Origin of the sequence: Variovorax sp. GrIS 2.14, assembly GCF_046115955.1 — a bacterium.
Lineage (GTDB): Bacteria > Pseudomonadota > Gammaproteobacteria > Burkholderiales > Burkholderiaceae_C > Variovorax.
This window is the reverse complement of the sequence record NZ_JBJXIA010000017.1, coordinates 19,660-39,135: the sequence shown is the minus strand read 5'-3', so window position 1 is coordinate 39,135 and position 19,476 is coordinate 19,660. Positions and strand designations below refer to the sequence as shown.

Sequence of the window (19,476 nt, the reverse complement as noted above, 5' to 3'; positions counted from 1 at the left end):
ATGGCCTTGAACCTAGGTGCCGCCTTGTCGGTGTCGGTCATGTCTGTGTTGAGAGATTGACTGGGGCCTTAACAGAAGTCAAGGCGGAAAGAAATGCGCCGGCAACATTATTCCAGCTGTTCTCTTTGGCATAGGTAGACGAAGTCTGGGAAAGCTTCAAGTAGAGAGCTGGATCCCTCAAAATCCCAATTGCGGCCCGTGCCAAACTAGGGCTGTCGATCCCGGTTGTAATCACGACGTTGCGGATGTCGTCGAACACATGAGCCGCAGACGCGATTATCGGTAGCGACAGGCCGAGTGCATCGCCCGCGGAGGCGCTGCCGCCCTCAATACTTTGGTCGTAAGGCAGCATAACGATGTCTCCTTTGCTGATCTCGCTAAGCACATCGCGCTTGTCGAGAAAGCGAGTGTCAATCACAACCCGGTCGCCAAGCTCAAGGCGCTTAACTGCTTGCTCGCATGCGTCCGCTTCGCGGCGCGAATCCTCGCTCGGATAGAGCGAGCACTGCACCCGCAATGTCGCACTAGGAAACGCCTTCAGAATTTCTGGCATGGCTTCGATCAAGCGCCGTGCTCCTTTGTGCTCCCTGAGAAATCCGTTAGTGACGATGACAGGTGGCTGCGCTGTCCAATCGCGTTGCGAGATGTCGCGGACTGGATGCGCGTCGAAGTCGATGCCCAACGGCAGCAGCGACAACACTACGCCCTGCTCTCGCGCCGCAGATACCTCTCGCTCGCTATGCGAAAACAGCGTTGCACCCTCTGCCGCGAGTTGCTTCAAATGGGGGAAACTTTCCGGCGGGCACTGGTGCATGACGACCGCGACCGCTATGCCGTGATTTAAGCAGTCCTGACCAAAGGCGCACAGCATCGCGGGCGAATAGTAGGCCGGGTGGTAATGGATCAGCACGCCCTCCGCGCCCCACTCGATCAGCGAAGACACTGCGGTGCTTTTGATGTGACTGAGCGCCCATTCATGGTTGTCGTAATACCATCCAATGCGAGCGTCGACGACTCCAGACGGAATGACGGCCTCTTCTTCGGCTGAATCACAGGTAAGCACATGATTGCGTACGCCGTGAGCGGTGAAGATCTCGATAAGCTTTCGCGCATATTCGCCAATGCCGCAGCGGATGCCGATAGTGCCGAAATGCGCGACAACACGCTTTTGGCCGAACGCATTCAATTCGGCGATCCCACGTGTGCGAAGGTGCATCGAGCGCAAACGCATGCCCAAGCGCGGTGAGATTCGCTCCCAGGCAAATCGCTGTTCGACGAGTTCGCGATTGCACTCGCCCATGGCGCGGCGCTCTTCCGGTTCGGCCAGCAGCATCGCAATGTTCGACACCATAGCGTCGACCTCGACCACGCGCAGACCACTCGTTTCCTTCGAAGCAATCCCGCGTGCGCCCATCGGTGTTGCTATCACTGGCAACCCCGCTGCCATGAAGTCGAACATCTTGATATTGGTACCCGAGCCAGACAGCATCGGGTTGACGGCCAGATCCGCAGCGTGCAGCCATAAGAGCTTCTGCACGTCGTCGATCATGCCGGCCAGCCGCACATTGGATGCGATCTCGATTAGCCGCGTGCATACGCCCCCGGCAATGACGAACTGGACATCCGGTAGTTGGGCAGCAAACACGCCCGCGATGAGTCTTCCTGCCTCAACGTTCGGGTCGTAGTTGCTGCCGATGAAGAAGACGACCTTCGCATCGTGCGAAATTTGAAGATTCTCGCGTGCCGCGTCGCGCTGATGTGGGGTCGGCGGTTGGATCGCATCGGCGAAAACGCCGTTTGGCATGGACTGCATACGCGCGCGCGACCAGCCGTAGGCGCTTTCGAAGCCTTTCGCATCCTCATCTGAACATGCCAGGATCATGTGCGCTCTGTCGCCGGCTGTGCGTTCGGCTGCTTCCACCTCCATAAGAATGTCGCGCTCAAACGGGGCGTCAAGGTTAAGAATCTGCGCTCGCAGATCGCGTTCGACGTTGTGCGAGTCGTACACCACAGTCTTGCCCGCTAGCAACCCATCGTCGACCAGCGGAGCTACCCAAGGGTGCGAGAACACAACGACATCGGCCCACTCAACCGCTTCGAGCGTTTCGGCTAAATACTCCGGCGACAGGTGCGCCTGACGCCCGAACACCATGTCAATCACAACACGGCCCCCAGCTTGCAGCGCGGCTTCCGCCGCAGCCGCGTGGTGCTCTACGCTCAAGGGAACGTCGGTTTCTTCCAATCCAGGCGTAATCTGATGGCGCCGGTAGTTCTCGCCGGGCCAGTCGTACGTACCTACATATCGTGCGTCGATCCCTTCACCCAACGCGTGGTAGAGACCCAAAAGGCGGAGTCGGCCGCCGCCGACCGCCGGAATGATCGGTTGCATGTCGAGAATCGCGACCCTAAGGCGCTTCGGATCCGGCCGGTCTAGTCCCGCCTGCAGCAGGCGCTTGGCGGTTATCGGCCACTGGATGCCGGCCGTGCGCTGCCGTGCTGCGTTGCCCATTCGGGCCGCAAGCTTTCGGTCGTTCCACATGCGTTCAAGCGCGTGGCGCACCGACCCAATATCAGGTGCGCAGACAAAGCCGGTCTGGCCGTCTTCGACGAAGTGCGCGGGCTCGCCCGAGTCGCTGCAGGTAATCACCGGCTTGGAAGATGCAAAGGCCTCTAGGGTGACATAGCCGTAGTCCTCGCGCACCGGCAAGAAGGGAACCGCCAGGCAGCTTGCGTAGAGCTCCTTAAGGCGCTCGTCGCTGACGCGGCCCGCAAATTCGATGCGGGTATCACCACCCGCTAGCGCCTTCAGCGAATGCTCGGCTTCGCCGGTGCCCGCGATGATTAGTCGTAACGGCAGGCTTGACGACGTGACCGCCATGATCAGCAGATCGAGCCGTTTCCAGCGATGAAGCCGCCCGGGAATAAAGAAATACCCTCCGTCGCCTTGGTTGAAAAATCCGATTTCCTCCATCGGTGGGTGCATCACCGAGGCATCCAGTTCATTCCATAACCTCAGACGCCGCGACACTTCGTTTCCAATAGAAAAGCGTTGCGCGATGCGGCCTAGCGCCTCGGTATCCGCGCGAACGATCCAGTCGCGTTGCGTCCGCACATGCTCGTCGGCGGAGGGAAAAGTGAGGTCAAACATGTCGTAGAACACGCGCACCGTGTGAACCAGCCAAAGGACATGGTTCGGATGGCGCGCAGCGTACGACGGCGCCTTGGTGGAGATGACCATGTCGTAGCAGCCAAGGTCTAGCGCCTCGAATGCTTGGTATCCCGCCTGAATGCCTTCGAAGGTCGATTCGTCGACGACCTTTTGGATCTCGTCAACGACACAGCCTTGATGGCGCAAAGCATTCGCCAAACCTTGGAAGAGACGCTCGGCCCCTCCCTTTTCCTGCGTCGACGACGTCGGCGCGAGGACCGCCACGCGTTTGCCCTCATAACGGCCGCCAACAATTACGTTCCCCTGTGTCGCTGCCTTTGTTTCCGCGGGTGGCATCACGGCTGGTGCCTCTACGGGCTCGCCGGCAACAGGCGGTGGCGCCAGCGCTCCTCCTAGCCGCTGCTTCAGATTTGGGACAAGGGTCAGTGCTTTGGAAACCGTGTGCTGCAATCGGGGAGAAGCCGCTAGGCCGACCGCTAGCGATCGTAAAGGCCCCTTGGCGCGGCGCTTGAGTCCGCTGCGCACCCGCTTCTCTTTGAATGCGCTCTTCATCCGCGCCGCTGGCTTACCCATCCATCGCAATGGCGCCGAGACCTGCCAGGAAGTGCTTTGCAGCATCGCGTCCACTCGCTGCGAAGCGGCCGCCGCTTGCTGCGAGGCGGCCGCCGCTTGCTGCGAGGCAATTACCGCCTGCTTTGATACGAGCGCCGCGGCCTGCTCAGCGTGTTCAGCACGCGCCTGGAAGGCGGCCGCATCGTTCGCAGCCTTGCCGGCCAACGCCTCTGCCAGCTCCGAACGTGCGCGTGACTGTCGCATCTCGATCTGCGCCTTATGTTGACCGGCTATCGCGCGTTGCGCCCTCTCCTCTGCAGCGCGCAATCGCTCAACAGTTTGCTCGGCGCCGGCCTTGACACCGACCAAATCTTCTTCGACTTGATCAACCCGGTTTTCGACAGCGTCAGCACGGTCGATGATCTGATCAACCCGGCTTTCGACGGCACCAGCGCGGTCGATGATCCCGTCGGCCGCGCTGTCATAGCGATGCACCATGCGCTCAAGCGAAGTGCCGAACTCGTGGTCGAAAGGCCCCGAAAAAAGGGCCAGCACCTCAATCGGTGCTGATTTCTGAGCGACTACCGAATAGTCCGGGCTGACTCCGTTGAGAACGTCGTTCAGACGTAGCGCGGACTCCGCTGGCTGCGATTCCTGCAGCCGCACAATTTTGTTTTGGAGAAAGCCCGCGAACTCTGTGGCGAAGCTCAACAGCACCGGCGGGATAGGGCGCACATGCGTGGGATCGAGGTAGAACGTTGTCGCGCCGACGACGAGGTTCTCAGGGTTGGGCGTCTCCATGATCAGCAGACCGCCAGGCTTGAGTACCCGCATCGCTTCCGAAATCAGCGTGCGGACATCATCGAAGGGAATGTGCTCGACGACGTGGAAGGCTGACACCACCCAGACGCTAGCATCTCCGAGCTGGCGGAGGGTATGCAGCGCATCAGCCTGTTCGACCTGCAGCCCAAGGTTACGGCAGAACGCCAGCATGCCCTTATTGATGTCGACCCCACTGGCGTCGAAGCCCCATTCGGCGGCGAGTTCGATCCATTCACCACGGCCGCATCCAAGGTCGAGTAGTTTGGGTGTCGACTCCAGCACCAGCACCGGTTCCAAAAAGGGGCGATAAGCCGTCAGCCGCGAAGTGATCAGCTCTCGTGTGCCTCTGCAGCGCATCTCAAAGGCAGTATAAAAGTCAGAAGATTCCATGTTTCACAACGTTGTTGAATCGCCAATACTATTCGCAAGGCAGCGACGTTTGAACATGAACTCTTTTAATTGCGTCCAGATCACGTCGATCGCAGCCGTATGTGCCGAGCGCCAATTCGCTCGGGCGCGCTGAATGCCTTTGGAAAATCGTAGAAGCATTCGTGAAGCCACACAGAATCAGCTTAGAAAGATCGGAATATGTAAAAAACGAATGAGACGGCTTCTGCATTCAAAACGAGTGGCCTTCTGTATTTCGACGAATATCAGCAGTGACCATCATCGAGCAGAGCTGTTCCAATGTTGTGGTTGGCGCCCACCCCAACTTTTCCCTAGCTCGTGCTGGATTACCAATCAACAGGTCGACTTCCGCTGGACGATAGAACTTTTGGTTGACACGAACAAGCGTCTTTCCAGACTTCAAGTCGATTCCCACTTCGTTTTCTTCTGTGCCTTCGAATCTCAACTCATAGCCCGCAGCCTTGAAAGCCATATCCACGAATTCACGGACGGTTTCAGTGCGGTTAGTGGCCAGTACATAGCTATCAGCTTCTTTGGCCTGCAGCATCAGATACATACCCTCTACATATTCTTTTGCAAAGCCCCAATCACGTTTCGCTCCCATGTTTCCAAGCTCGAGCACGTCGAGTTTCCCCAGACGAATCTTAGCAACTGAATCCGTAATCTTGCGAGTCACAAACTCGCGTCCGCGCAGCGGGCTCTCATGATTAAACAGGATGCCGCTGCAGCCGAAGATGTCATAGCTCTCGCGGTAGTTGATGGTCATCCAATGAGCGAACAACTTGGCCACGCCATAGGGGCTGCGAGGATAAAACGGCGTCTCTTCAACTTGAGGTATGGCTTGCACCTTGCCGAACATCTCGGATGTCGACGCCTGGTAGAAGCGAATGCCGCGGTTGGTCAGGCGGATGGCTTCGAGCAAATGCAGTGCGCCCATGGCAGTGATCTGCGCCGTCGCGTCGGGCTGGTTAAAGCTCACGCCCACAAAACTCTGGGCAGCCAAGTTGTAAACCTCGTCGGGCGCTGCTTCCTTCATGAGCGTCAAGGAGCTGCCCAGGTCCGTCAGGTCATATTCGATGAGGTGCAGATCCGGGTTGTCCTGGATGCCCAACTCTTCGATGCGCCAGAAATTCACTGAGCTTGTGCGGCGATATGTGCCATAAACAACATAGCCCTTGCTCAGCAGCAATTCGGCAAGGTATGCCCCGTCTTGTCCTGTGATCCCCGTAACTACCGCGCGTTTCTTCATGAAATGACCTCTCGTGGTGAACCGGCAACATCCAGACGGTTGCCGAACCCGCAATTTTGCCGCAAACCGAAAGCGGTTCCGTCGATCGACGCGCCGATCAAGACGGTTCAACTTCGATCCCGCTTTGCTACAGTGGAAGTGCTTGAAAATTTCGCGAAGGCGCTTTCTCACGGGTTCGGATGGCGCAAGCACCGCGAGCCAGTCAGTCCGACTGCCGACGGCACGGGCTCGATGTTTAAAGCCGCCGCATAAAGAGGGCTGGCTCGGGGTGCTGCGTCCCACGACAAGCGCATGGAATACCTGAATTTCACTGAACAACAGAAAAACCAAATGAAGAAAATCTTTGTCGCTGGTCATCGCAGCTTGGTCGGCACGGCAACGTTAAAAGCTTAGAAGACCGCTGGGCATCACGAAATCATCACGCGCTCGCATGCAGAACTCGATCTCTCGGATCGCGTCGCGACCCGCAACTTTTTCCTTGAGCATCGGCCGCAACAAGTCGTGATGTGCGCAGCCAAGGTGGGCGGCATCCTCGCTAACTCAAGCCTGCCGGTTGACTTTTTGCACGGCAACCTCGCCATTTAACTCAGTGTGTTCGAGGCGGCACATGCGGCGGGCATCGAGCGAATGATCTTTCTGGGCTCGTCGTGCATCTACCCGCGCGATTGCCCGCAGCCGATCAAGGAAGTCAATCTTTTGACGGGCCCTCTGGAGGCAACGAATCGCCCATATGCATTGGCAAAAATCGCAGGTGTTGAATCCTGCTGGTCATTCAATCGGCAATACCAAGCACGACATCTAGCGTTGATGCCGACCAACATGTACGGAGAGGGAGACAATTACCACCCCGAACACTCGCACATCCTGCCGACATTGATTCGGCGTTTTCATCAAGCCAAAGTGAATGCCGACCCTTCAGTTGTGGTCTGGGGTTCCGGAACACCAAGAAGGGAGTTCATGTACTCCACAGATTTGGGCGAGGCCATTGTGTTTCTGCTCGGATTGCCCGACACGGGGTTCGCTGCCCTGACGCAGCCTGAGGTCGCGCCGCTCATCAATGTCGGCGTAGGCCACGACATCACAATCCGGGAGTTAGCGACATTGATCAAGTCAGTCGTCGGCTACGAAGGCGAATTAGCGTTCGATTCAAGCAAGCCAGACGGTACGCCGCGCAAGCTACTCGATGTATCGCGTTTGCACAGCCTCGGCTGGCGGGCCCAGACCACGCTTGATGTGGGGGTGAGAACTGCCTATGCGGACTTCTTGCAGAACTCCGCCAACCATGCCCTGGGTTAACCGATCATTCACTGAACGACTATGAAGCAAGCTCAGCGCGATCGCCGTTCACCCGACTGGCGCTGTGCGTACAGAACATCCAGTCGCTTGTTCATTGCTTCTCCTACCGCTGAGGGGCTGTACGTGCTCAAGACGTGCGCGCGTGCAGCTTTGCCGCGCCTTTTCCCGTCAGCTGGGCTCGTTGCAGCAAGGCGCATTATTTCGATTGCAGCCTTTTGATCGGGCTCCGCCCAGGATTGGCCTTCAGACCAAGAATATTCATGTGACTCGAGTGTCCGCAACTGATAAGGCACTGGATAGCCCGTTTCATTTGTCAAAAAGTCGGTGCATCCAGAATAGTCAGTCCCGATAACAATTCGCTCGAAGGCCATCGCCTCTGCCATGCCGAGACCAAAACCTTCGGCGCGATGCAAAGAGACATAAGCGTCTGACACGCTGATCAATCCGAACATTTCCGTCCGAGGCATGTTCTTGTCGAATATTCGGATGCGCGGATCGTCTGACGCTGCCGTTTCCATGATTGCCTTTATATCGGGATAGTGATCTGCTGCGCCGGTAGACTTGATGACCAAACCAACATTCTCATCACCATGAGGAAAAGCACATTGGAACGCCTCGAGCACACCTAGAGGGTTCTTTCTGAACGGCGAGGAATAGTAGTCGAAGCTGAAAATAAAATAAAAGCGGTCTTCATCCATTTCAAAATCTGAACGCCTGGCATGCAACTCGCCTGGATCTTCCATCGCCGGCGGCATCACAGTAATGGGGCCAGAAAAGATATGGGAAAATGCATCTGCAATGAATTTATTGGGTGCCCAAATCTCGTCAATGTCTTCCAGATATTTGCGCCACGCTTCTGGCGCCTTCGAGAGTTCCCAGTAGGTGCATAAGATGTTGTATGACTTTTCCAAAAGCCCGGGGTTTAGCGTCTGAAATATCACCGGAATCTGGTCAGCCGCAACTTCAACGATATTAATTTCATACGCATGAGTAGTGTCATAACGATACTGCATATAGGGCCCGATCAAGCGCGTCTCGATGCCAACCTGGAACGGATAGACTGAAAAAGCCAGTCCGGCGGCTTCGGCAGCCATCAAGTTCGCGCGAAATGCCTGCCCAAGTCCTAAGCCACCTTCTGCGTAGCCAATGAATAACACGCCATGGCGTAATTTATTTGAACTTCTTGCGTACCACTGTGCCTGCAAAAGGCTGCGCTTTAACCACTGCGCACGCGTCTTGACATAAGGGCCAATGAGTTGTGTGGACGTTGCGGAAACGGCGTGCTTTAACCCCTGCAGCTCAAGCTGATCGGCAAAAAACGTAAAGAGTAAACCGGTTCTGCGTATAGCGCGTGCCGTCAAACCTTTCCAACGAACAGAGCCCGAAGCTACGTCCCCGGTCGTGCGGCCATCTGTCGATATTGCTTGCTGAGGATCGATTTCAACGCCGGCTCTCAAAGTGTTCACAAATCCTTTAGTCGACACGACACGTCTTCCCGCATCCTCCGCAATGAGCGCTCGTCGTATCGCCATACTGCTTTCTCGCCAAGAGAACTTGGTTCGAATGGTTCTAACACCGGCTTTCGAGAGCTCACTGTAGCGACCAACGTCCATGTCGTTCGCTTCGAACAAGCGAGCTGTCAAATGCTCTACAGAGGGCTCCCACCAACCCCCTACGTCGCCGAAGCCCTTGTCAGAATAATCAGCCTTGATCGGATCACCATTTATCAACAGGGCGCCAGGAATCGCAAAGTCGACGGTGCTGCTGAAATTGCCAAAGATCGATGGCGTGCCTGCGGCCATGGATTCAGCGACGCTAAAGCCGAAGCCCTCTGAGCGAGACGAACAGATAGTGAAATCAACGCTTCGATAGATCATCGCCAACTCTTCTTCGGCCCTGGCAGACAGCGTCTCGTAAACAGAAATTCCTGCTGCGTCGTGTTCAGAGATTCTTGAGTGCCTCCATACGCGAGTGCCATCAGGAGTGGGCATTACACCTTCGATGCCTACACCCATCAAAATCAGTCTGCACTTTGGATGAGCTTGATGAAACGGCAGCCACGCTTTGAGCATGACATCGAGCCCCTTTCGATACTGGTTGTGCGAAAACCAGAGGAAAGTTTTGCCTTCAAAAAATCGCTCCGTTGGTCCCCACGGCTGAAAGACGTCGCTTTCGACGCCAAGCGGCGCGTAGTGAACGCGATTAAAACCAGCCTCTTTCAACACGTCGACGCCCCAACGTGAAGTTGTTAGGATAAGTTTATAGCGCTCGGTAAACGTGAGCCAGGACTCGGGGGGGCGAGATGTTTCCCAGACCGTGTATAAAAAATCGAAGGGTAGAACGCCGGGGTGTGTAAAAGCCAGCTCCGGGGCATCGGCTCGAATCAATCCATATCTTTTCAAATAAGGATTTAAATTCTTATTTATGATGTTCCATGAGTTGGTTTCGTTTGAATTATGTCTTTGATGGGCGACGTAGTTCCCCAAAAACTTTTTTTCAAACAACCGTTTATTTTTTTTGAGATAATTTAATTTAAACTGACTTGGCTTCGACGAAACGGTCGAGCTAGTCCAGTGTTCAATTTGCGAGTTTGGAAGGTAGGCGCATGTAAAGCCTGCGTCCCTGAGGCGAAATCCGAAGTCTGCGTCCTCGTGATAGAAGCCGTAATCGTTGTCGAGAAAGCCAATCTGTTCTATCGTAGACATTCGCACGCCTGCAAAAGTCAATTCGCAAAAGTCTGATTCAAGGCGTTGGGCGCTACCAGCCGGCGGGGTGAAATCATGCATGAAACTCAGTGCTTCAAGATCCCAATAAACCCGATACGCGAGCTTTCTGAATGAGGCAGCTTCGTCAACCAGCATTTGCGCCGGGGCCACGATGCCCAGATCTGAGTCTGCTATCAATTCAGCGAGCAATTCGCGCATCACGTCCGTGGTGAAAGTGATATCGTTATTCGCTACGAACAGGAAGTCGCAACCCCGCTTCTTGGCTATGTCCGCACCAATATTGCAGGCTTCCGTGTAGGTGTGCGGGCGACCTAGCTGCTCGACATGAACGCCAGCCCGGCGGCAAACTTCTTGTGTGTCATCGGAACTTCCCTGGTCAATGACGACAATCAATTCACTTGGAATTCTCAAGGTTGCAAGCATGCGCTCCAAGAGCTTTCCACCGTTGATCGATGGTATTGCGAGTAGGGATTTTTTTAGGGCGTTTTCAATAACCATGGAAGCTTTTAATTGAGGGCAAATCAGGCAAGACGTCGGGCGCTAATGTTCGACGATCCGCCCATGCTCGAGGTGAATTACCCGATTGCACTCTTTGGCGATAAGGTCAGGCGAGTGCGAGGCGAGGATCAAGATCCCCGAACCCGCGACCATGTCTTTCATTCGTTGCTCTGCTTTTTCCGTGAATTCGGCATCGCCAACCGAAAGCCATTCATCCATCAGCAGGATGTCGGCTTTGACGCTGGTCGAAATCGAAAACGCCAAGCGCATCATCATGCCGGTCGAGTAGGTGCGAACCGGCATGTCGAGGTAGTCGCCCAAGCCGCTGAATTCGGAGATGTCCGGTAGCAGGGCGTCGACCTCCTTTTTGCTGAGGCCCATCACCAGGCCACGCAGCATGATGTTTTCCATTCCGGTTGCATCGGCTTCGATGCCGAGCGACGGATCGATCAGGCTCGCGACCGACCCGACGCGACTGAAATCACCCGAAGACGGCTCGTAGATGCCCGCAAGCGTGCGCAAGAGCGTCGATTTGCCGGCGCCGTTGTGCCCGATCAACCCGAGGCGGTCGCCGCTCTTGAGTTCTAGGTTGATCTCGCTTAGCGCCTGGACTACAGCAATGCCGGTTTCTTTGCCGAAGCGCCCGCCAGTGACCGAAGCTGCCAGCGTCTTCTTGAAAGAGTTGGCACCAGCGCCGTAAATCGGGAAATTGACGGAAACGTTTTTGAGGGAAATAGATGCCATGGACTAGAGCCAGTAAACGACGCGGCGACGGTATTTGGCGAAAAGCAATGCAGCCGCCGCCACACAAAATGCCGTCCAGCCAAGGATGCCGTACCAGTTGTACATGGGCGACACGTTGCCCATCAGCGGGGCGCGCAACAAATCGAGCATCTGAGCCAGCGGATTCCACAGGATGTACTTTGCACGGCCGGGCAGGCTTTCAGGAAGCCAGAAGACTGGCGTCAAAAACATCGCCATCTGCATCACGCTGGTGACGATTTGAGCCACATCGCGAAAGCGGGTGCAGATCAAGCCCAACAGCAGGCCGAGGGCATGTGCGTTGATGAGCAGCAGGATGAAGGCCGGAATAACGAGCAGCACAGAAGACTTCAGCGAAATGCCCGCCCAGATGGCGACGGGGATGTACAGCACGATCTGATGCGCGAACACGATCAGGTTGCGCGACATGCTGCGCCAGACAAAAAGGCTGATCGGAAAGTAGCCTTGCTTCAGGTAGTTGGCCGAGGCGATGAAGGCGTTGCAGGAGTCCGACACCATGCTGGAAAAGAAGCCCCAGAAGATGATGCCGAGCGCCAGAAACGGGAAGAACTTGGACAGTTCGGTGCCGAAGAGCGAGCTGTACAGCGGCCCCATACCGCCGATCATCAAGCCCATGCTGAGCGTCAGCCAGAACGGCCCGAGCATCGAGCGCCGGTAGCGCAAAACGATGTCGAACCAGGCCAGCGTCCACCAGATGTCGGTGCGGCGGGTGCCCTCCCACCAATCGGCCCAGGCACTGCGATGCAGGTTTGAATGTGCCTGGCTCATGCGCGCCCGTAAGTGTCTGCCAGGCGAACGATGTCGTCTTCGCCGAGGTAGCCGCCGCATTGCACTTCGATGAGCACGAGTTCGTTTTTGCCGATGTTCGTCAACCGATGTTTCTCTTTGAGGGGGATGTAGCGGTACTGGCCAGGCAGTGTTTCATGCTCGACATCGCCCACCTGGACGATCGCTTTGCCTTGCACCACGACCCAGTGCTCGGCGCGCTGATGGTGGTATTGCAGCGAAAGCGATTCGCCAGGCTTGACCGTGATGCGCTTGACCTTGTAGCCGTCTTCTTCTTTCAGCGAAGCGTACGTGCCCCATGGGCGATGCACAACGGCGGGCAGATTGACGGTGTCGTGTTTGCGCGCCTTGAGCGCATCGACGACCTGCTTTACTTTTTGGGCGCTGTCTTTGTGAGTGATCAGCAGCGCATCGGGCGTGTCGACGATGACCAGATCGCGAACCCCCAGCACGGCCACCATCTTCGGCCCGTGGCTGTCGATCTGCACGTGCGTGCCAGTGGTGTCGATGGCGATGGCATCGAAAGGAATCGTGTTGCCGCTGGCATCAGCGGTGTGCGACCTGGCAACCGACGGCCAGGTGCCGACGTCGCTCCAGCTGAACTTGGCAGGCACCACATGCACGTTGTCGGCGCGCTCCATCACGGCGTAGTCGATGCTGATGTCCGGCTGTAAGCCAAAGGCATGTAGATCGAACTGCACAGCGTTGCCTGCCGCGGTCGAGGTGTCGAGCGCATTGCGCGCTGCAGCCAAAAGCGCGGGGGCGCACTTTTCGAACGCCGCCACGATGGCGTCTGCCGTAAAGCAGAACATGCCGCTGTTCCAGTAATAACGGCCGGTCGCCAAGTAGTCCTGGGCGGTCGGAAGGTCGGGCTTTTCGACGAAGCGCTTGACCATCTGGCTGTCGCGCGAAACCTTGTCGACCTCGATGTAGCCAAAGCCCGTGTCCGGCGTCGTCGGGCTTACACCGAAGACGACCAGCGCACCCTTTTCAGCAAGGCGAAAAGCCTCGCTCGCACTGGCGACGAAGGCATCGACGTCCGGCACCAGGTGGTCGGCCGACAGCACCAGCATGACGGTATCGCCACTGAACTTCTTGATGCACTGCAATGCCGCGAGCGCGATGGCCGGAGCCGTGTTGCGGCCCTTGGGCTCGAGCAGCAGGGTGGCCGACGGTGGGTCGGCCATCTGGGCGAGCACGTCTTTGGTGAGGAACAAATGGTCCTTGTTGGTCACGATGAGCAAATCGCCCGTGCCGCAGGCCTGGCCGCGTTCGATGGCTTGCTGCAGCAAAGTCGAGCCGCCGAGCTTCATGAAAGGCTTGGGAAAGGCCTGGCGGGACAGCGGCCAAAGCCTGGATCCGGCGCCGCCAGAGAGCACCACTGAAAGCAGTCGCATGTTGTTCCTCTGATTTGTTAGGGTGAAGTTTACCGGGCGCTCGAGGTACGGCCGCCTCCAGCGGCGCCGCAGAGCCGCTGAACCGGATCCAACGTTGCGAAGATAATCATGCGCCCGTCGACGCGTTCAGCATGCCGCCACAACAACAAGAGCTCCCTCACCTCGCCCATCCCAAGTACCGCCCCGACATCGACGGCTTGCGTGCGGTGGCGGTGTTGGCGGTGGTCGTGTATCACGCCTTTCCGAAGGCGGTGCGCGGTGGCTTTATCGGCGTCGACATCTTCTTCGTTATTTCAGGCTACCTGATTTCGACGATCATTTTCGGAAGCCTGGCCGGCAGCGGGTTCAGCTACGGCGAGTTCTACGCGCGGCGCATCCGGCGCATCTTGCCTGCCTTGCTGCCTGTCATGGCGGCAACCTGCGTGGTTGGCTGGTATGTGCTGCTGTCGGATGAATTTCGGGAGTTGGGCAAGCATTTGCTGGCCAGTGCCGGCTTCGTGTCGAACCTGGCCTTGTGGAGCGAGGCGGGCTACTTCGATACCGCCGCGGAAAGCAAGCCGCTGCTGCATTTGTGGTCACTCGCGGTCGAAGAGCAGTTCTATATTTTCTGGCCGCTGTTTCTCGGGTTGGTCTGGCGCGCACGCGCCAGCCTGGGTCGGAACAAGCTGACGTGGTGGATCGGCATCGCGGCCGGGCTGTCTTTCGTGCTGAATGTCGCGACCATTCATCGGCACCCCGAGGCGGTCTTCTATTCGCCGCTCTCGCGCATCTGGGAGCTGGCCGCTGGCGCCTTGCTCGCCCATTCGGCACTGCGTCGCACCACGCCGCGCGGCGCGATCAATTCCGAAGTGCGTGTGCTCGCGGGCCTGGTACTTATTGGCCTGGGCCTGTACTTCATCCAGAAAGAAAAGACCTTCCCAGGTTGGTGGGCCATCTTGCCGGTGCTGGGCGCGTGCCTCTGTATTTCGGCGGGGCCGCTCACCTGGCTCGGTCGCAACGTGCTCGGCTCGCGTGTATTCGTCTGGTTTGGGCTGATCAGCTACCCGCTGTATCTGTGGCACTGGCCGTTGCTGGCGTATGCGCGCATCGTCGAGAACGGCGGGCCGACAGCGGCGACCCGCGGCGGCGCAGTGGTGGCCGCGATCGTGCTGGCATGGCTGACCTATCGTTTTCTCGAACGGCCGATACGCAAGAGCAACGACCCGGCAACCGTTCGCTGGTTGCTGATCGGCATGGTCACGTTGGCCGTCGTCGGCATGGCCATTTTTGCGCGGCTCGTCCCTGCCCGGAACAGCGATCCGACGTTGCAGGCCATCGCCTCGGCGAGCACCGATTGGGGCTATCCCGACACCATGCAACTGGTCAAGCGCGGCGGCGAAGAGATCTACAAGATCGGAGCCGGCAGCAAGCGCGTGCTGCTGTTGGGCGACAGCCATATCGAGCAATACGGCCCGCGCGCCCTTGAGTTGGCGCGCACAGCGCCGGAGCAACTCGGCACGCTGTACTTTGCGACCCGCGGTGCTTGCCCAGCCATCCCGCACCTGTCCGAAGACCGTGATCCCGGTTGTGCCGAGCGCCGCGAGCACATGGAGACATTCGCCCGCAGTGCCGATATCGACTCGGTCGTCATCGGCGGTTGCTGGGCCTGCTACTTCGATGTGGGCAAAGCGCCGCCATCGGCAAACGCACCAGCGCCCGACCACTACTACTTTCGCGAAGGCACGACGCGGCACATGCTGCGCGGCGGCGATGGCGTCGAGCGTTCGTTCAACTCACTGGAGCTCTTCCTGAAATCGCTGAAGTCCGCGGGCAAAAAGGTCTATCTGGTGTTGAACATTCCGGTAGGCGATGACTTCGAGCCCAAGTCGATGATCAGCGGAAGCCGCCTCGGCACGCTGACCGCGCCTAGGGTCGACCCACGGGCAACGCTGACGGCTTCGCAGAAGCGCATTCATGACCGGCTGCAGCAAATCGCGGTCGCGAGCGGTGCGGTCGTCATCGATCCGATGGCGACGCTATGCAATGCCGATGGGCAGTGTCTTCGCACCGATGCGGATGGCATTCCCATTTACAAAGACGCCACACATTTGCGCGCTGCGTATGTCAAGCGCTTTGCCTCTTTTGTCGATCCGGCGATCACCCAGTCTAACTAAGCCATGAATTTGATTACGCGACTGACCGGCCTGGTTCGACTCGGGGTGCAGCACGGCCCGCGCATGGCGAGCAAGCTGCCGCAGGCTTGGCGCGTCTACTGCAAGGCGGGCTGGCAGGGCATGGTGTGGGAACTGCGGCGCCGGGTGCGCAAGACCAACGACTACGCGAACTGGGTCGTGACCTACGACACCCTGACAGCCGAGACTCGCACGGCCATCACGCAGCGTGTCGCGGCAATGCAAGCGCCGCCATTGATTTCGATATTGATGCCGACCTACAACCCGAACCCGGTGCACTTGCGTGCTGCCATAGAGTCGGTGCGAGCGCAGCTCTATACGCATTGGGAGCTGTGCATCGCGGACGATGCATCCACGGCGGCGGAAGTCCGGTCGATCCTGGAGTTCTACCGTGACTCGGACCCGCGCATCAAGGTGGTGTTTCGTCCGAAGAACGGCCATATTTCCGCTGCTTCCAACAGTGCATTGGAACTTGTGACCGGCCCCTGGATATCGTTGATGGACCACGACGATCTTCTGCCCGAGCACGCGCTGTTTTGGATGGTCGACTGCATCGCGAAGCATCCCGATGCGCGACTGATCTATTCGGACGAAGACAAGATCGACGAGAGCGGGCAGCGATCCGACCCCTACTTCAAGCCGGACTGGAACATCGACCTGTTTCGCTCGCAAAACATGTTCAGCCACCTCGGCGTTCTGTCGACAGAGCTGGTTCGTTCGGTTGGAGGGTTTCGCGTCGGCCTCGAAGGCTCGCAAGACTGGGACTTGGTGATGCGCTGCATGGAGCACGTCGATGCCTCGCAGGTCCAGCACGTGCCGCGCGTGCTCTATCACTGGCGCGTGCACGCCGAGAGCACCGCGCGCTCGATGAACGCCAAGCCTTACGCGGCTATTGCAGGCGAGCGGGCACTGAACGAGCACTACCAACGCATCGGCGTCAAAGCCGTTGCCGAGTACCAGCAGTTCGGCTATCGCACGCGGTATATGTTGCCGGATGAGCTGCCTCTCGTGTCCATCATCATCCCGACGCGCAACGGGCTCGACCTGATGCGCCAATGCATTCGGTCGATAGACAAGAAGACGACGTACGGCCGCTACGAAATCATCATCGTGGACAACGGGTCCGACGACCCGGCCGCGCTTGCGTATTTTGCGAAGCTGACCGAGCGGGCGAATGTGCAAGTGTTGCGTGACGAGCGGCCATTCAACTACTCAGCGCTGAACAACGGGGCGGTCGCCATTGCCCGGGGCGAGGTCATTGCGCTGGTCAACAACGACATCGAAGTGATGACGCCCGACTGGCTTTCAGAGATGGTAGGCATCGCCTTGCAGCCGGGCGTGGGCGCGGTGGGCGCGCGGCTCTGGTATCCGGACATGACGCTGCAGCATGGCGGTGTTGTGTTGGGTCTCGGCATGGGCATGGCCTCGCATGGGCACAAGGGGCTGCCGCGCGGCTTGAACGGCTATGCCGGTCGTGCTGCATTGATGCAGTCTTTCTCCGCGATCACTGCCGCTTGCATGGTTGTGCGCAAGTCCACCTATGAAAAGGTCGGTGGACTCGACGAAGTCAACTTGGCGGTCGCTTTCAACGACATCGACTTCTGTCTGCGGCTGCGCGAAGCGGGCTATCGAAATGTGTGGACGCCGTATGCGGAGTTGATGCATCACGAATCTGCCACGCGCGGCGACGACATGGCGCCCGACAAGCGAAAGCGTTTCGAGCGCGAGATCGCGTACATGAAGAGCCGCTGGGCGGATGTGATCGCGAACGACCCGGCTTACAGCCCGAACCTGACGCTCGACGCCGAGGACTTCAGCTACGCATGGCCGCCCAGAGTCGAGCGGATCTGACGATGGAAGTTGCAGACCTGGACGTCTCCGTCGCGCTCTGCACACGCAACGGCGCGCGCTACGTCGCAGCGCAGGTCGAAAGCATCTGCGCTCAGGATCTGATGCCGCGTGAAATCGTTGTCTCCGACGACGCATCGACCGACAACACCGTCGCGATCGTGCAGGAGACGATCACACGCTGCGGCATGGCCAGCGTCATCGACCTCACCGTGCTGCGAAACGACCCGCCGCTCGGTGTGACCCGCAACTTCGAGCAAGCGATCGAGGCCACGCGTTGCCCGTTGATCGCGCTGTGCGATCAAGACGATGTCTGGCATGCCGGCCGACTGGCGCGCATGGTCTCGCCATTTCGCCAACGCGCCGATTTGCTGCTGCTGCATTCGGATGCCCGCCTCGTCGACGACGCCCTGGCGCCGCTGGGTTCAACCTTGTTCCACGCACTCGAAGTCAAGCCGTCCGAGCTGGCCGCCATCCAGGCCGGTGCGGCCTTCGAAATCTTCTTGCGTCGCAATCTGGTGACGGGAGCGACAACGGTGTTTCGTCGCTCGCTGCTCGGCGCAGCGCTGCCATTCCCCGCCGAATGGGTGCACGACGAATGGCTGGCGGCCATCGCATCGGCGACGGGTCAGATGGACGTTTTGATCGAGCCGCTGATCGACTATCGCCAGCACGCGTCCAACCAGATCGGCGTGCGTAAGCCGACGCTGGCGGACAAGATCGCGAAGGCGGTCGCGCCACGCGGTGACAAGCATCAAAAGCGTTTGGGCCGGGCGGAAGCGCTGTTGCGACGGTTGACTTCGCTAGGTGACGCGGTGCCCAGCGCACATCTGCAAGCGCAACTCGGCAAGGTAGCGCACCAGCGCTTCAGAGCCGACCTGCCGGCCAACCGCCTTGCGCGCATTCCATCGGTGCTCACCGAAGCCTTGCGCGGCCGCTACGAACGTTTCGACCGCGGCCTGCAATCCGTCGCACAGGACTTGCTGGAACGCGGCTAGGTCTTGTTGCCTTCGAGCTGTCGATAGCGCCAGAAGGTCGCCGAAGCCCACACCTTCAGCAAGCTGGTCACGTGCCAGTACAGATGCTTCGCCTTGGCATGGCTCGCCCGCTGCGCATCGTGGCGCGCTACGAGGTTTTCACCGACCTGAAGTTGCCATCCGGCCAGTTGAATGCGCGCGCAGATGTCGAAGTCTTCGCCGTACATGAAGAACCGCTCGTCGAAACCGTCGATGGCCGCGTAGGCCTCGCCGCGAAACAGCATGAACAGACCAGGAATCCACGCCGGCACCTGCGGCCGCACGTAGCCAGCTTTGCGCCGCGTCAGAATTTCGCGCGGCGTGATGGTGGCTCGATGTTGCTCGGGCACCGATTTGCCGGGCTCGAGAATGCGCGGCGTCAACAGCCCACTGGTCGGCGCGGCCTGGGCCAGCAGTGGCGTGAGCACGTCGCTGTCGAAACGGATGTCCGGGTTGAGCACCAGGAACCAAGGCGTCGTGCAACGCGTGAACGCCTGGTTGTGATTGGCGCCGAAGCCCATTGGCGTCTTGTTCTCGATCCGCTCGACCGGAAAGGCCCAGGTGCGGCCCGCCAGGATGTCGGGCTCGGGGACATTGATGGTGAGCACGACCTTGGCAACGACGGCGCTGCTGTAGCGCGCCAGCTGATCGAGCAGCGGTTCAATCAATGCCAGCTGGCCATGACTGACGATCGAAACGGTGATGGCTGGGGCGTGAGGAGGGGACATCGGCATGGTCTAATTTCGCTCGGGAAT

At 58.5% G+C, this 19,476-nt stretch carries 11 protein-coding genes and 1 pseudogene; 5 read left to right on the top strand and 7 right to left on the bottom strand.

All coding sequences use genetic code 11. The annotated features are described in order from the left end of the window. Positions 1 to 37 precede the first annotated feature (37 nt). Entirely contained in the window at positions 38 to 4,933 is a 4,896-nt protein-coding gene (locus RCH10_RS21815) for a glycosyltransferase (RefSeq protein WP_409054016.1), read from the bottom strand. Between the two features lie 229 nt (positions 4,934 to 5,162). Then, complete coding sequence (gene gmd, locus RCH10_RS21810) at positions 5,163 to 6,200, bottom strand: GDP-mannose 4,6-dehydratase (protein WP_409054015.1); 1,038 nt, start codon at positions 6,198 to 6,200, stop codon at positions 5,163 to 5,165. A gap of 3 nt (positions 6,201 to 6,203) precedes the next feature. Between gmd and RCH10_RS21805 the strand changes: the two genes are divergently transcribed. Together RCH10_RS21805 and RCH10_RS21800 are read left to right on the top strand one after the other, a co-directional pair. Next, positions 6,204 to 6,452, top strand: a complete 249-nt coding sequence (locus RCH10_RS21805) for a hypothetical protein (RefSeq protein WP_409054014.1) — start codon at positions 6,204 to 6,206, stop codon at positions 6,450 to 6,452. Positions 6,453 to 6,614: 162 nt separating this feature from the next. After that, positions 6,615 to 7,496: pseudogene (locus RCH10_RS21800) on the top strand (GDP-L-fucose synthase family protein). Positions 7,497 to 7,528: 32 nt separating this feature from the next. Here RCH10_RS21800 and RCH10_RS21795 read toward each other — a convergent pair. From RCH10_RS21795 to RCH10_RS21780, 4 genes are read right to left on the bottom strand one after another with little or no spacing between them, the layout of a single operon-like run. Beyond that, the gene (locus tag RCH10_RS21795) at positions 7,529 to 10,720 is read right to left on the bottom strand and encodes a glycosyltransferase (protein WP_409054013.1); all 3,192 of its coding nucleotides are present in this window, start codon (positions 10,718 to 10,720) and stop codon (positions 7,529 to 7,531) included. Between the two features lie 42 nt (positions 10,721 to 10,762). Continuing rightward, complete coding sequence (locus RCH10_RS21790) at positions 10,763 to 11,464, bottom strand: ABC transporter ATP-binding protein (RefSeq protein ID WP_409054012.1); 702 nt, start codon at positions 11,462 to 11,464, stop codon at positions 10,763 to 10,765. A gap of 3 nt (positions 11,465 to 11,467) precedes the next feature. Next, the gene (locus tag RCH10_RS21785; RefSeq protein ID WP_409054011.1) at positions 11,468 to 12,271 is read right to left on the bottom strand and encodes an ABC transporter permease; all 804 of its coding nucleotides are present in this window, start codon (positions 12,269 to 12,271) and stop codon (positions 11,468 to 11,470) included. Then, positions 12,268 to 13,686, bottom strand: a complete 1,419-nt coding sequence (locus RCH10_RS21780) for a mannose-1-phosphate guanylyltransferase/mannose-6-phosphate isomerase (protein WP_409054010.1) — start codon at positions 13,684 to 13,686, stop codon at positions 12,268 to 12,270. Before RCH10_RS21780 ends, RCH10_RS21785 begins: the two co-directional genes overlap by 4 nt. Positions 13,687 to 13,817: 131 nt before the next feature. Here RCH10_RS21780 and RCH10_RS21775 point away from each other — a divergent pair, with 131 nt between their 5' ends. The 3 genes from RCH10_RS21775 to RCH10_RS21765 are packed head-to-tail and all read left to right on the top strand — an operon-like array spanning position 13,818 to position 18,703. Beyond that, complete coding sequence (locus RCH10_RS21775; protein WP_409054009.1) at positions 13,818 to 15,839, top strand: acyltransferase family protein; 2,022 nt, start codon at positions 13,818 to 13,820, stop codon at positions 15,837 to 15,839. 3 nt (positions 15,840 to 15,842) lie between these two features. Then, complete coding sequence (locus tag RCH10_RS21770; protein ID WP_409054008.1) at positions 15,843 to 17,708, top strand: glycosyltransferase family 2 protein; 1,866 nt, start codon at positions 15,843 to 15,845, stop codon at positions 17,706 to 17,708. A gap of 2 nt (positions 17,709 to 17,710) precedes the next feature. Beyond that, positions 17,711 to 18,703 carry a glycosyltransferase family 2 protein gene (locus tag RCH10_RS21765; protein ID WP_409054007.1) on the top strand — a complete coding sequence of 331 codons (993 nt, stop codon included), beginning with the start codon at positions 17,711 to 17,713 and terminating at the stop codon, positions 18,701 to 18,703. On the opposite strand, the gene RCH10_RS21760 is transcribed toward RCH10_RS21765, so the two are convergent. Next, positions 18,700 to 19,449 (bottom strand): glycosyltransferase family 2 protein, encoded by a 750-nt coding sequence (locus tag RCH10_RS21760; RefSeq protein ID WP_409054006.1) that lies wholly within the window; start codon positions 19,447 to 19,449, stop codon positions 18,700 to 18,702. The genes RCH10_RS21765 and RCH10_RS21760 overlap by 4 nt on opposite strands. Positions 19,450 to 19,476: the final 27 nt, after the last annotated feature.

Bases quoted from the DNA above. Each gene is read 5' to 3' on its own strand.
- RCH10_RS21795 (WP_409054013.1), bottom strand. From the start codon at position 10,720: ATGGTTATTGAAAACGCCCTAAAAAAATCCCTACTCGCAATACCATCG.
- RCH10_RS21805 (WP_409054014.1), top strand. From the start codon at position 6,204: ATGACCTCTCGTGGTGAACCGGCAACATCCAGACGGTTGCCGAACCCG.
- RCH10_RS21765 (WP_409054007.1), top strand. From the start codon at position 17,711: ATGGAAGTTGCAGACCTGGACGTCTCCGTCGCGCTCTGCACACGCAAC.
- RCH10_RS21790 (WP_409054012.1), bottom strand. From the start codon at position 11,464: ATGGCATCTATTTCCCTCAAAAACGTTTCCGTCAATTTCCCGATTTAC.
- RCH10_RS21770 (WP_409054008.1), top strand. From the start codon at position 15,843: ATGAATTTGATTACGCGACTGACCGGCCTGGTTCGACTCGGGGTGCAG.
- RCH10_RS21780 (WP_409054010.1), bottom strand. From the start codon at position 13,686: ATGCGACTGCTTTCAGTGGTGCTCTCTGGCGGCGCCGGATCCAGGCTT.
- RCH10_RS21785 (WP_409054011.1), bottom strand. From the start codon at position 12,271: ATGAGCCAGGCACATTCAAACCTGCATCGCAGTGCCTGGGCCGATTGG.
- RCH10_RS21760 (WP_409054006.1), bottom strand. From the start codon at position 19,449: ATGTCCCCTCCTCACGCCCCAGCCATCACCGTTTCGATCGTCAGTCAT.
- gmd (WP_409054015.1), bottom strand. From the start codon at position 6,200: ATGAAGAAACGCGCGGTAGTTACGGGGATCACAGGACAAGACGGGGCA.
- RCH10_RS21815 (WP_409054016.1), bottom strand. From the start codon at position 4,933: ATGGAATCTTCTGACTTTTATACTGCCTTTGAGATGCGCTGCAGAGGC.
- RCH10_RS21775 (WP_409054009.1), top strand. From the start codon at position 13,818: ATGCCGCCACAACAACAAGAGCTCCCTCACCTCGCCCATCCCAAGTAC.